Genomic DNA, 11,062 nt, shown 5'->3' with positions numbered 1-11,062 from the left:
GCCGCGCTTTTGGGTCGGCTGCAATGGCGCGTGCGCTCAGCGCAGCAATCCGCCCATCAGCCCGCGCGCAAACCGGCCGAAAGCCGCGCCACCAAGCTGGGTGGCAACCGTGCCGACCACCGCGCTGAGCCCCGAGCTAACCGGCGAGGAACGCGATTTCTTGCCCGACATCTGCGCCGCGATCACCGCGCCTGCCGAAGCAGCGACCGCGCCCATCGCCGCCCTGCCCGCCTTGTCCCACAGCGTGGGCGACTGGCGCGGCGCGGCGCGCTGCGCATCCTCCCCCTCGGTCTCGACCTGCTGCGCGGCGGCGGCGGCATCGGCTGCCTTCTGCGCCAGCACTTCGGACGCTGACTCGCGGTTCACTGCGGTTTCGTACTTCCCCTCGAACGGGCTGATCGACTGGATGATCGCGCGTTCCTTGGGCTCCAGCGGCCCCAGCCGCGAGCGCGGCGGCGCGATCATCGTGCGCTGCACGATCCCCGGCGCGCCGTCCGCATCGAGCGTCGAAACCAGCGCTTCGCCCACCTTGAGCTCGGTGATCACCCGCTCGACATCGAGATCGGGATTGATGCGAAACGTATCGGCGGCGGCGCGGATCGCCTTCTGATCGCGCGGGGTGAAGGCGCGCAGCGCATGCTGCACCCGGTTGCCGAGCTGCCCGGCGATCTTTTCGGGGATATCGATCGGGTTCTGCGAGATGAAATAGACCCCCACGCCTTTCGAGCGGATCAGGCGCACGACTTGCTCGACTTTGTCGAACAGCGCGGGCGGCGCCTCGTCGAACAGCAAGTGGGCCTCGTCGAAAAAGAACACCAGCTTGGGTTTATCGGCGTCGCCCACTTCGGGCAGTGCTTCAAACAGTTCGCTCAGCAGCCAGAGCAGGAAAGTGGCGTAAAGCTTGGGGCTCTGCATCAGCTTGGCAGCGGCCAGCACATTGACCATGCCGCGCCCCTGATCATCCACTTTCATGAAATCGTTGATCTCGAACGCGGGTTCGCCAAAAAACCGGTCCGCGCCCTGGCTTTCGAAGGCGAGCAACTGGCGCTGGATCGTGCCGACGCTGGCCTTGGAGATATTGCCATATTTACCCGCCAGTTCGCTGGCTTTCTCGGCGCAGGCCATCAGGGTGGATTGCAGATCGGGCAGATCGAGCAGCAGCAGGCCTTGATCGTCGGCATAGCGGAAGGCGATATTGAGCACGCCTTCCTGCGTATCGTTGAGGCCGAGCAGACGCGCCAGCAGCAGCGGCCCCATTTCCGAAATGGTGGTGCGGATGGGATGGCCCGCCTCGCCATAGAGATCCCAGAACACCGCTGGATTGTCGGCATAGGCAAATGGCTCGATGCCCAGAGCCTTGGCGCGGCTCTCGATCGAGGCGGCATGCTTGAAAGTGGGGCTGCCGGGCATCGCGATCCCGGCCAGATCGCCTTTCACATCGGCCATGAACACCGGCACGCCGCGCGCTGAAAACTGCTCGGCCATGCCCTGAAGGGTCACTGTCTTGCCGGTGCCGGTTGCGCCTGCGACCAATCCGTGCCGGTTCGCGCGGTCCAACCGCAGCACCTGCCGTTCACCGTTCGCGCCAAGGCCAATGTAGATGTCGTCCATGTCGATGCCTTTCGCCTGCGCTGCCTTGCGCATGCCCCCGGCCTTTATGGCGGGGCGGCGGGGCCAGTGGAAAGCGATTTTTGCATATGGACCGGCGCGCGGCTAGAGAACCCTGTACAGCCATGGCCCGCACTCCGTTCATCCTGCTCGACGATGCCCGCACCAGCGGCTTTGGCCCTGCGCGGCTGTATACGGCGCCGTGCGAGATCGTGGTCGCGCGCCGGGCCGACGAAGTGCCGGACGCACTGGCCACAATCGGCGCAGCGCCCGGCCATTGGGCTGGCATGATCGCTTATGAAGCGGGGCTGGCGCTCGAGCCGAAGCTGGCGGAGCGTCTGCCCGCGCGGACAGGCGCGGCGGGGCCGCTGGTGTGGTTTGCGCGGTTTGACACGCTGACCTTGCTCGATGCAGACGCGGCCGCCCGCTGGCTCGATGCCGAGATCGCAGCGCAGGAGACGCAAACCGGGCGGCTCGGCCCGCTCGATCCGCAAGTGTCGATCGGCGGCTATGGCGCGGCATTCGCGGCGATGCAGGCGGCGATCCATGCGGGCGATATCTATCAGGCCAATCTCACCTTCCCGCTCGGCGGATCGTGGGCGGGCGATCCGCTGGCGATCTATCGCCAGCTGCGCGGCGACGCGCGCGGCGGATATGGCGGCGTGATCTGGGATGGATCGCATTGGCATCTGTCGGTTTCGCCCGAATTGTTTTTCGAGCTGGCGGACGGCGCGGCCACCGTGCGCCCGATGAAGGGCACCGCGCCGCGCGGGCGCACGGCGCAGGAAGACGCGCGCTTCAAGGCCGCGCTGGTGAGCAGCGCCAAGGACCGCGCCGAAAACCTGATGATCGTCGATCTGATGCGCAACGATCTGGCGCGTGTGGCGCAGGCCGGCAGCGTGGCTGTCGAAACGCCGTTTGCGGTGGAGAGCTATCCCACCTTGCACCAGATGGTCACCACGGTGCGGGCGCAGCTGCAGGACGACCAGGATGTGCGCGGGCTCCTGCGCGCGATCTTCCCATGCGGCTCGATCACCGGCGCGCCCAAAATCCGGGCGATGGAATTGATCGACACGTTCGAGCGCGATGCGCGCGGGGCTTATTGCGGCGCGATCGGTTGGATCGATAGCCCGCCCCTTGAAGATCCACCTGCTTCCAAGGCTGGTAGCGCGGCATTCAATGTGGCAATCCGCACCCTGCGGTTGACGCCGGATTTCCCCGGTGCCGGATCCGGGCGCGCGAGCATGGGCGTGGGATCGGCGGTCGTGGCCGATTCGGCGCTGCTCGGCGAATGGCGTGAATGCCTGGTGAAAGGGAATTTCTTGCGATTGAGCGCAGGCAGTGCCGATCTGATCGAAACGATGGCGTTTGATCCTGCCGTCGGCATTGCGCTGCTGGAGCTGCACCTCGAACGGTTGAAAGCCAGCGGTGAGGTGCTGGGCTTTGCCGTGGATCGTCATGCCTTGCGCAATGCCATCCATGCGCTGTGCTTTGATCTCACCGCGCCTGCCAAAGTGCGCTTGGTAGTCTCGCGCAGCGGCGCGCATGCGCTGGAGGCGGCGCCGCATCCCGGGGCTTTGGCCGGCGGAAGGGAAGGCCCGGCGCTCTGCGCGGTGCTGCCCCTGCCAGTTGCGCCGGGCGACTGGCGCCTTCGGCACAAGACCAGCGACCGTCATTTCTATGATGATGCGCTGCGCACCGCGCGCGCCGCCGGGGCGCACGAAGCGCTGTTCATCGGCGATGATGGCGGCCTCACCGAAGGCAGCTTTACCAACCTGTTTGTCGAGCGCGATGGCTTGCTGATCACCCCGCCCGCAGAGATCGGCCTGCTCCCCGGCGTGCTGCGGCGCAGCCTGATCGAGAGCGGGCGGGCCATCGAAGGCGCGCTGACCCTCGGCGATCTTGAGCATGGTTTCCTGATCGGCAATGCCCTGCGCGGGCTGACGCCCGCGTGCCTGCTTGGCGGCGCAGCATGAACCAGCTCAGCCAGGCGCTCCAGCGCATCGCCGCCTCGCGCACTACCGCGATGACCGACCGGGCGTTTGAATTGCGCGCGGCGGGGCGCGATGTGATCTCGCTCTCGGTGGGCGAACCTGATTTCCCGACCCCGCCACATGTCGTCGCGGCGGCCAAGGCGGCGCTCGATGCAGGCGACACCAAGTATACCGCCGTGATGGGCACAGCGGCGCTGCGCGCAGCGGCGGCGCTCCATTTCGCGCGTGATCTGGGCATCGTGGTTGCGCCCGAGCAGATCATCGTGAGCGCGGGCGGCAAGCAGGCGATCTTCCTCGCGCTGGCGGCGACGCTCGATCCGGGCGATGAAGTGCTGATCCCCTCGCCGTGGTGGGTCAGCTATCCGCAAATCGTGCGCTATGCGGGCGGCGAAGTCATCGATTTGCCGACCAGCGCGGCGACCGGCTTTCGCATCGGCGCGGGGCAGCTCGAAGCCGCGATCACGCCGCGCACGCGCTGGCTGCTGCTCAACAGCCCCGGCAATCCCACCGGCGCTACGTATCCGGCGCACGAACTGGCCGCGCTTGGCGAAGTGCTGCGCCGCCATCCGCAAGTCATGGTGCTCAGCGACGATATCTATGCGCCGCTGCGCTACACCGCAGGCGCGCATGCCAGCCTCGCGGCGGTCTGTCCCGATCTGGCGGACCGCACGCTGACCGTCTCGGGCGTATCCAAAAGCCACGCGATGACCGGCTTTCGCATCGGCGTATCGGCTGGCCCCGCGTGGCTGGTGGCGGCGATGGGCAAGCTCCAGTCGCATGCCTCGGGCAATCCCTGTTCGATCAGCCAGGCAGCGGCGGTGGCGGCGTTCACCGGCCCTCAAGAGTTCCTGAAGGAATGGTGCGAGCGTTTTCGCGCGCGGCGTGATAGGGTGCTCTCCGCGATCGAGGCGATCCCCGGCCTCTCTGCGCCGGTGCCCGATGGCGCGTTTTACTGCATGATCGATGCCGCGCCGCTGATGGCGCGTTTCGGCGATGATGAGGCGCTGGCGCTGCATCTGCTGGAACACGGGGTGGCGGTGGTGGCGGCCTCGGCGTTCGGCGGACGGGACGGGTTTCGCATCAGTTTTGCGGCAGACGAAGCTATTCTCGATGAAGCGCTGCGGCGCATTGCAAAGGCGGTCGTGTGATCGATTTCTCGATTCTGTTCGAAGACGGCGAAGCGCTCGTCATCGACAAGCCGGCCGGATTGCCGCTCGACCGGCCGCGCGCCGGCGGCGCTGCGCTTGAAGACTATCTCGACGCCTTGCGCTTCGGCTTTCAGCGCCCGCCCGCGCCGGTGCACCGGCTCGATCAGGATACTTCGGGCTGCCTGCTGCTGGCGCGCAATCCCAAGGCGCTGAAGCGCTTTTCGGCGGCGTTCGAGGCGCGGCTGGTCGAAAAAGTCTATCTCGGCATCGTCGCGGGCCCGGTCGCGGGCGAGGCAGGAACGATCGAGCTGTCGCTTGCCAAGATCAGCAGCGCCGAAAAGGGCTGGCGGATGATCCCGGCGAAGAAGGGCAAACCGGCGGTGACGCACTGGCGCGTGCTCGATCGCCAGCCGGAGCGGACCTTGGTCGAGTTTCGCCCGGAAACGGGCCGCACGCACCAGATCCGCGTGCATGCGCTGGCCGGCCTTGGATCGCCGCTGCTGTGCGATCCGATCTATGGTTCAGGTAGCGGGCCGGGGCGCGGCCCTTTGCGCACCATGCTCCATGCCGCGGCGATCACCATCCAGCGCGAGGGCAAACCACCCATCGCCGCCCGCGCGCCGCTGCCGATGGATTTCACCGTGCTGGGCTTCAGCGCGCCTGAATATGACCGCTCTCCGGCACAGCCCGATGCACCCGGGCCCAGCTATCACGATGCCAGCTATCACGATGCCAGCTATCACGATGCCAGCTATCACGATGACTGATACTTCCGACCAGATTGCCGAGCGCGCACTCGATCTGGTCGAAGAGAGCTTCATCGCCTCGGCGGGGCCGGGCGGGCAGAATGTCAATAAAGTGGCAACCGCCGTGCAGATCCGGCTCGATGTGTTCGCGCTGCGCTTGTCGCCCGAAGTGTTTCAGCGGTTGAAAACGCTCGCCGGAAGCAAGATGACCGCGCGCGGCGAGATCGTGCTGACCGCGCGGACCTATCGCACGCTGGAGCAGAACCGCGAGGATGGGCGCAAACGGCTGATCGAGCTGCTGCGCGAGGCGGCGACATTGCCCAACAAGCGCGCGCGAACCCGGCTCAACCGCGTGGGCAAGGCCGAGCGGCTGGAAGGCAAGAAAAAGCGCGGCGCGATCAAAGCCGGGCGCGGGCGGGTCTCGCTGGATTGACCCTACCGCGCCGGAGGGGCGGCATTCGCCGCACCATCCGCAGCACTATCTACCGCGCCAGACGCATCCACCTGCGGCGGGGCCGGGCGCTTTTCGAGCATTTCGGCGGCTTCATCGAGCGCGCGAGCCTCGCCCACCGTCACCCCGCCCGGCCCCGGATCGGTGTCTTTCTGGCAAGCGCCGAGCAGCACCGCCAGCGCCAGAGCAGGAGCGCAGGCGGCAGGCCATGCCCTCCCGTCGCGCCTGATCATTGCGGTTTGTCAGCCTCAGCCGCGGCGGCCTTGGCCGCTTCGGCGGCGGAAACCGCGCTGTCCGCATCGCTCTTTGCGGCATCTTCGGCCGACATGGCAGCCTGTGACGCATCAGCAGCTGGTGCCAGCGGCGGTGCTTCGGTCGAAGGCTCGGCCGCAGGCAGTTCGGCAGCGGGCATCTCGACATTGTCGGGCGTGGCGCTCTGCGAGGCGTCATCCGATTTGCCGCACCCGGCAAGCGCCAGCAAAGCGGCGGAGGCCAGCAGGGCGGCAGTGAGCGGCGAATGTGCGATCTTCATCGATACGTCCTTCTTGCAAGTTAACGGCGGCACGATGCACGCTGGTGTGGCTTGCGCTTTACCCTGCCGTTTCGGGCATGGCAAATGCCTGGCTGGCCCCGATGACGCCAATGCGAACGAAAGCAAGGCGGTGATCATCGCGCGGTAAGCCTTGTGCCATATAAAGAAATCTTTATATGAGGCTGCGATGTTCGTGCTCGATTCCCTTCGCGCCCTTGCCGATCCCACCCGCCTGCGGATCATGCGGCTGCTCGCCAGCATGGAGCTTGCGGTCGGCGAACTGGCGCAAGTGCTCGACCAAAGCCAGCCGCGCGTCTCGCGTCATGTCAAAATCCTCTGCGATGCCGGGCTCGCCGAGCGCCGCCGCGAAGGCGGCTGGGTGTTCCTGCGCGCGGCGCTGGGCGAGGCCCGCGGGGCTGGTGTGCTACCCGCATTGGCCAACCTGCTGGGCCAAGCCGAAGGCGCCGATCCCGCGTTCGGCCAGCAATGCGCGCAAGATCGCCAGCATCTCGATGCCATCCGCACCGCGCGCGATGCCAGCGCGGCGGAGTACTTCGCGCGGCATGCCGATGAGTGGGACAGCTTGCGCAGCATGCATATCGCCGATGGCCCGGTCGAGGAAGCGCTCGCCGAAATGCTGGCGGAACGAGCAATGGACAGGGGAAGGGCCGGGCTGGGCCGCCTGCTCGATGTCGGCACCGGCACCGGGCGCATGGCCGAACTGTTTGCGCCGTCATCCAGCCATGTCACCGCGCTCGATAAAAGCCCCGACATGCTGCGGCTGGCGCGCACCCGGCTGCAGCATTTGCCCGCAGGCCACGTCACGCTGGTACAGGGCGATTTTGCAAAGTTGCCATTTGCCGAGTCGAGTTTCGACACAGTGCTGTTTCATCAGGTGATGCATTATGCGCTCGCGCCCGAAACCATGCTGGCCGAGGCCGCGCGCGTCACCGCGCCGGGCGGGCGGATCGCAGTGGTCGATTTTGCCGCGCACGACCGCGAGGAATTGCGCGCCAGCCATGCCCATGCCCGCCTCGGTTTTTCCGACGAGCAAGTGGCCGATATGTTTGGCGCGGCGGGATTCCGCCTCGCCGCCGACCGCGCGCTTGCGGGCCACCAGCTGATCGTCAAGCTGTGGACCGGGGTGCGCGAGCATGGAGCATCGATCCAATGATGACATCTTACGACCAGCTGCACGAAGCGCGCACCGCGCTTGATACACCTCTGTTTGCGGCGCTGCCGGGCGACATCCGGGTGTCGTTCGAATTCTTTCCGCCCAAGACCGAAGCGCTGATGGCGCAATTGTGGGATGTCGTCACCACCTTGGGCCCGCTGAACCCCAGCTTCGTCTCGGTGACGTATGGCGCGGGCGGATCGACCCGCGACCGCACGCATGGCACCGTGGCGCGGATCGTTCGCGAAGCCAAGCTGCCAGCCGCAGCGCACCTCACTTGTGTCGATGCGAGCAAGGCCGAAATCCGCGAAGTCGCAGAAAGCTATTGGGAAGCGGGCGTGCGCCATGTCGTGGCGCTGCGCGGCGATATGGGCGCACCGGGCGTGCCGTTCCAGCCGCATCCCGATGGCTATGCCAGCGCGGCGGACCTTGTCGCGGGCCTCAAAGAAATAGCGCCGTTCGAGATTTCGGTATCCGCCTATCCCGAAACGCATCCCGATGCGGCGAGCCCCGAAGTCGATATCGACAATTTGAAGCGCAAGCTCGATGCCGGGGCCAGCCGCGCGATCAGCCAGTTCTTCTTCCAGCCCGAGACCTTCTTCCGTTTTCGCGACAAGCTGGCGGCAGCGGGCATCACCGCGCCGGTGCTGCCGGGCATCTTGCCAGTGTCCAATGTGGCGCAGACGCGCAAGTTTGCCGCTGCTTGCGGGGCAGCGATCCCGGCGTGGATGGACGGCCTGTTCGAAGGGCTCGATTCGCATCCCGCCTCGCGCCAACTGGTCGCCGCCACGATTGCCGCCGAGTTTGCGCGGCGGCTCTATGCGGGCGGCGTGCGCGATTTCCACTTCTACACGCTTAATCGCGCAGAGCTCTCCTACGCGATCTGCCACCTGCTCGGGCTGCGGCCCAAGCCAGCCCCGCTTGAAAAGGCCGCCTGATGATCACGCCCTCTCCCGCACGCGCCGCGCTGCTCGAAGCCGCAGCGCAGCGCATTCTCATCACCGACGGCGCGTTTGGCACCGAGATCCAGAACTGGAAACTCTCCGAGGCCGACTATGCCGGGTCGCTCGGGCTGGCCAAGGACCAGAAGGGCAACAACGACATCCTCGCGCTGTCGCGGCCCGAAGTTCCCGAATCGATCCACCGCGCCTATTTCGAGGCCGGAGCGGACATCGCCGAAACCAACACCTTCTCAGCCAACCGCATCAGCCAAGCCGATTATGCCGCCGAACATCTGGTGCGCGAGATCAACCTCGAAAGCGCGCGGCTCGCCCGCCGCATTGCCGATGAGTACGAGGCTAAAGACGGCCGCGCCCGGTTTGTTGCCGGCGCAATCGGGCCGACCAACAAGACGCTGTCGCTCTCGCCCGATGTCAACGATCCGGGCTTTCGCGAGATCGACTGGGATTTCCTCGTCGAGGTCTACCGCGAGCAGGCTGAAGCCTTGGTCGAAGGCGGCGCGGATTTCATCCTGATCGAAACGGTGTTCGATACCTTGAACGCCAAAGCCGGGATCATGGCGGTGCGGCAGCTGGAGCAGCAGTTGGGCCGCGAAGTGCCGATCATGCTCTCGATGACGCTCACCGATCTCTCGGGCCGCAACCTCTCGGGCCACACAGTCGAGGCGTTCTGGTGTGCCGTGCGCCATGCCCGGCCGCTGACCATCGGGCTCAATTGCTCGTTCGGCGCGACCCAGTTGCGCCCGCATGTGCGCTCGCTCTCGGCCATCGCCGAGACCTTGATCATGGTGTACCCGAACGCGGGCCTGCCCAATGAACTGGGCGAATATGACGAAATGCCCGAGACGACGGCGGGCCTTGTCCACGAATGGGCCGAGCACGGCCAGGTCAATATTCTGGGCGGCTGCTGCGGATCGACGCCCGCGCATATCGCCGCGATCGCCAAATCCGTAGCGGCCCTGCCGCCACGCGTGATGCCGAAGCCCCCGGTGGTGACCGCGCTGGCAGGGCTCGAACCGTTTTTGATGGCAAGCTGATCAAGTCCCCCTTCCGCTTGCGGGAGGGGTTAGGGGTGGGCGGGTCAAACGCCCCCTCTCGAATGCAAGAAACCCACCCCCGACCCCTCCCGCAAGCGGGAGGGGGGAGTAGAAGATGACAACGCAGACTGCCCCCCGCGCTTCCGGTTCCAGCTTTGTCAATGTTGGCGAGCGCACCAATGTCACCGGCTCGGCCGCCTTCAAGAAGCTGATCATGGCGGACGACTACGCCAAGGCGGTCGAAGTGGCGCGCCAGCAGGTGGAAAACGGCGCGCAGGTGATCGACGTGAACATGGACGAGGGGCTGCTCGATGCGGTCCACGCCATGACCACATTCCTCAAGTTGATCGCCGCCGAGCCCGACATCGCGCGCGTGCCGGTGATGATCGACAGCTCGAAGTGGGATGTGATCGAAGCCGGCCTGAAATGCGTTTCGGGCAAGCCCATCGTCAATTCGATCTCGATGAAGGAAGGCGAGGACGCGTTCCTGAGCGCCGCGCGCAAATGCATGGATTATGGCGCGGCGGTGGTGGTCATGGCCTTCGACGAAAAGGGCCAGGCCGATACCAAGGAGCGCAAGGTCGAAATCTGCGCGCGTGCCTATGATCTGCTCACCGGCATCGGCTTTCTGCCCGAAGACATCATCTTCGATCCCAACGTGTTCGCGGTCGCCACCGGCATCGAGGAGCATGATCGCTATGCGCTCGATTTCATCGAGGCGACCGCCGAAATCCGTGCGCGCTGCCCGCATGTCCATATCTCGGGCGGGCTTTCTAACCTCTCGTTCAGCTTTCGCGGCAACGAGATCGTGCGCCGCGCGATGCATTCGGTGTTCCTCTATCACGCGATTCCGGCGGGGATGGACATGGCCATCGTCAATGCGGGGCAGCTCGATATCTACGACCAGATCGATCCGGTGCTGCGCGAGGCCTGCGAGGATGTGGTGCTCAACCGCGTGCCCGCAAACGACAATTCGGGGCAGACTGCCACCGAACGCCTGATCACCTTGGCGGAAAGCTACAAGGGCAAGGATGTCGCGGCGGAAAAGGCGGCGGAGGAATGGCGCGGCTGGGATGTGGTGCGCCGTCTTGAGCATGCCCTCGTCAAGGGCATCGACATGTATGTGGTCGAGGATACCGAGGAAGCCCGCGCCGAAATCTTCGCGCGCGGCGGCCGCCCGATCGAGGTGATCGAAGGCCCGCTGATGCAGGGCATGAACACCGTTGGCGACCTGTTCGGTTCGGGCAAGATGTTCCTGCCGCAAGTGGTCAAATCCGCGCGCGTGATGAAAAAGGCGGTGGCGCACCTCATCCCCTATATCGAGGCGGAAAAGCAGGCGGGCGCGCGGCCGAAGGGCCGGATCATCATGGCCACGGTGAAGGGCGATGTGCACGATATCGGCAAGAACATCGT

The 11,062-nt window shown here is 65.8% G+C and carries 10 protein-coding genes and 2 pseudogenes; 9 read left to right on the top strand and 3 right to left on the bottom strand.

Going from position 1 to position 11,062, the window contains the following annotated elements:
- Positions 1 to 36: 36 nt before the first annotated feature.
- Positions 37 to 1,611, bottom strand: coding sequence for a helicase HerA-like domain-containing protein (locus Q0O40_RS04550; RefSeq protein ID WP_295526817.1), 1,575 nt, complete (start codon positions 1,609 to 1,611; stop codon positions 37 to 39).
- Positions 1,612 to 1,733: 122 nt separating this feature from the next.
- Between Q0O40_RS04550 and pabB the strand changes: the two genes are divergently transcribed.
- The 5 genes and pseudogenes from pabB to arfB all read left to right on the top strand — a co-directional run bounded on the left by pabB (position 1,734) and on the right by arfB (position 5,929).
- Positions 1,734 to 3,584 carry an aminodeoxychorismate synthase component I gene (gene pabB / locus Q0O40_RS04545; protein ID WP_295526759.1) on the top strand — a complete coding sequence of 617 codons (1,851 nt, stop codon included), beginning with the start codon at positions 1,734 to 1,736 and terminating at the stop codon, positions 3,582 to 3,584.
- Positions 3,581 to 4,750, top strand: a complete 1,170-nt coding sequence (locus tag Q0O40_RS04540; RefSeq protein WP_295526756.1) for a pyridoxal phosphate-dependent aminotransferase — start codon at positions 3,581 to 3,583, stop codon at positions 4,748 to 4,750. The genes pabB and Q0O40_RS04540 overlap by 4 nt, the downstream gene beginning before the upstream one ends.
- Positions 4,747 to 5,214 (top strand): annotated as a pseudogene (locus Q0O40_RS15850) (RluA family pseudouridine synthase); the annotation flags it as partial. The gene Q0O40_RS04540 and the pseudogene Q0O40_RS15850, both read left to right, overlap by 4 nt.
- 254 nt (positions 5,215 to 5,468) lie before the next feature.
- Positions 5,469 to 5,513 (top strand): annotated as a pseudogene (locus tag Q0O40_RS15845) (hypothetical protein); the annotation flags it as partial.
- Positions 5,510 to 5,929, top strand: a complete 420-nt coding sequence (gene arfB, locus Q0O40_RS04530; RefSeq protein WP_295526751.1) for an alternative ribosome rescue aminoacyl-tRNA hydrolase ArfB — start codon at positions 5,510 to 5,512, stop codon at positions 5,927 to 5,929. The pseudogene Q0O40_RS15845 and the gene arfB, both read left to right, overlap by 4 nt.
- Before the next feature lie 2 nt (positions 5,930 to 5,931).
- Here the strand turns inward: arfB and Q0O40_RS04525 are convergent, their stop codons facing one another.
- A complete protein-coding gene (locus tag Q0O40_RS04525; protein ID WP_295526748.1) occupies positions 5,932 to 6,180 on the bottom strand; it encodes a hypothetical protein in 249 nt (82 codons plus the stop codon).
- Positions 6,177 to 6,479, bottom strand: coding sequence for a hypothetical protein (locus tag Q0O40_RS04520; protein WP_295526746.1), 303 nt, complete (start codon positions 6,477 to 6,479; stop codon positions 6,177 to 6,179). Before Q0O40_RS04520 ends, Q0O40_RS04525 begins: the two co-directional genes overlap by 4 nt.
- A 187-nt stretch (positions 6,480 to 6,666) precedes the next feature.
- Here Q0O40_RS04520 and Q0O40_RS04515 point away from each other — a divergent pair, with 187 nt between their 5' ends.
- From Q0O40_RS04515 to Q0O40_RS04500, 4 genes are all read left to right on the top strand, one after another.
- Positions 6,667 to 7,653 (top strand): metalloregulator ArsR/SmtB family transcription factor, encoded by a 987-nt coding sequence (locus Q0O40_RS04515; protein WP_295526744.1) that lies wholly within the window; start codon positions 6,667 to 6,669, stop codon positions 7,651 to 7,653.
- Entirely contained in the window at positions 7,650 to 8,591 is a 942-nt protein-coding gene (metF, locus tag Q0O40_RS04510) for a methylenetetrahydrofolate reductase [NAD(P)H] (RefSeq protein WP_295526743.1), read from the top strand. The genes Q0O40_RS04515 and metF overlap by 4 nt, the downstream gene beginning before the upstream one ends.
- Positions 8,591 to 9,649 (top strand): homocysteine S-methyltransferase family protein, encoded by a 1,059-nt coding sequence (locus Q0O40_RS04505; RefSeq protein ID WP_295526742.1) that lies wholly within the window; start codon positions 8,591 to 8,593, stop codon positions 9,647 to 9,649. Before metF ends, Q0O40_RS04505 begins: the two co-directional genes overlap by 1 nt.
- Before the next feature lie 115 nt (positions 9,650 to 9,764).
- A partial coding sequence (locus Q0O40_RS04500) for a dihydropteroate synthase (protein WP_295526741.1) occupies positions 9,765 to 11,062 on the top strand: 1,298 nt, incomplete at its 3' end.

Source organism: Novosphingobium sp. Chol11 (assembly GCF_945870625.1).
In the GTDB taxonomy this organism is placed as follows: Bacteria; Pseudomonadota; Alphaproteobacteria; order Sphingomonadales; family Sphingomonadaceae; genus Novosphingobium.
The sequence above is the reverse complement of the archived record's forward strand: the minus strand, read 5'-3'. Positions and strand labels throughout refer to the sequence as shown.

Bases quoted from the DNA above. Each gene is read 5' to 3' on its own strand.
- Q0O40_RS04540 (WP_295526756.1), top strand. From the start codon at position 3,581: ATGAACCAGCTCAGCCAGGCGCTCCAGCGCATCGCCGCCTCGCGCACT.
- Q0O40_RS04505 (WP_295526742.1), top strand. From the start codon at position 8,591: ATGATCACGCCCTCTCCCGCACGCGCCGCGCTGCTCGAAGCCGCAGCG.
- metF (WP_295526743.1), top strand. From the start codon at position 7,650: ATGATGACATCTTACGACCAGCTGCACGAAGCGCGCACCGCGCTTGAT.
- Q0O40_RS04520 (WP_295526746.1), bottom strand. From the start codon at position 6,479: ATGAAGATCGCACATTCGCCGCTCACTGCCGCCCTGCTGGCCTCCGCC.
- Q0O40_RS04550 (WP_295526817.1), bottom strand. From the start codon at position 1,611: ATGGACGACATCTACATTGGCCTTGGCGCGAACGGTGAACGGCAGGTG.
- Q0O40_RS04525 (WP_295526748.1), bottom strand. From the start codon at position 6,180: ATGATCAGGCGCGACGGGAGGGCATGGCCTGCCGCCTGCGCTCCTGCT.
- arfB (WP_295526751.1), top strand. From the start codon at position 5,510: ATGACTGATACTTCCGACCAGATTGCCGAGCGCGCACTCGATCTGGTC.
- pabB (WP_295526759.1), top strand. From the start codon at position 1,734: ATGGCCCGCACTCCGTTCATCCTGCTCGACGATGCCCGCACCAGCGGC.
- Q0O40_RS04515 (WP_295526744.1), top strand. From the start codon at position 6,667: ATGTTCGTGCTCGATTCCCTTCGCGCCCTTGCCGATCCCACCCGCCTG.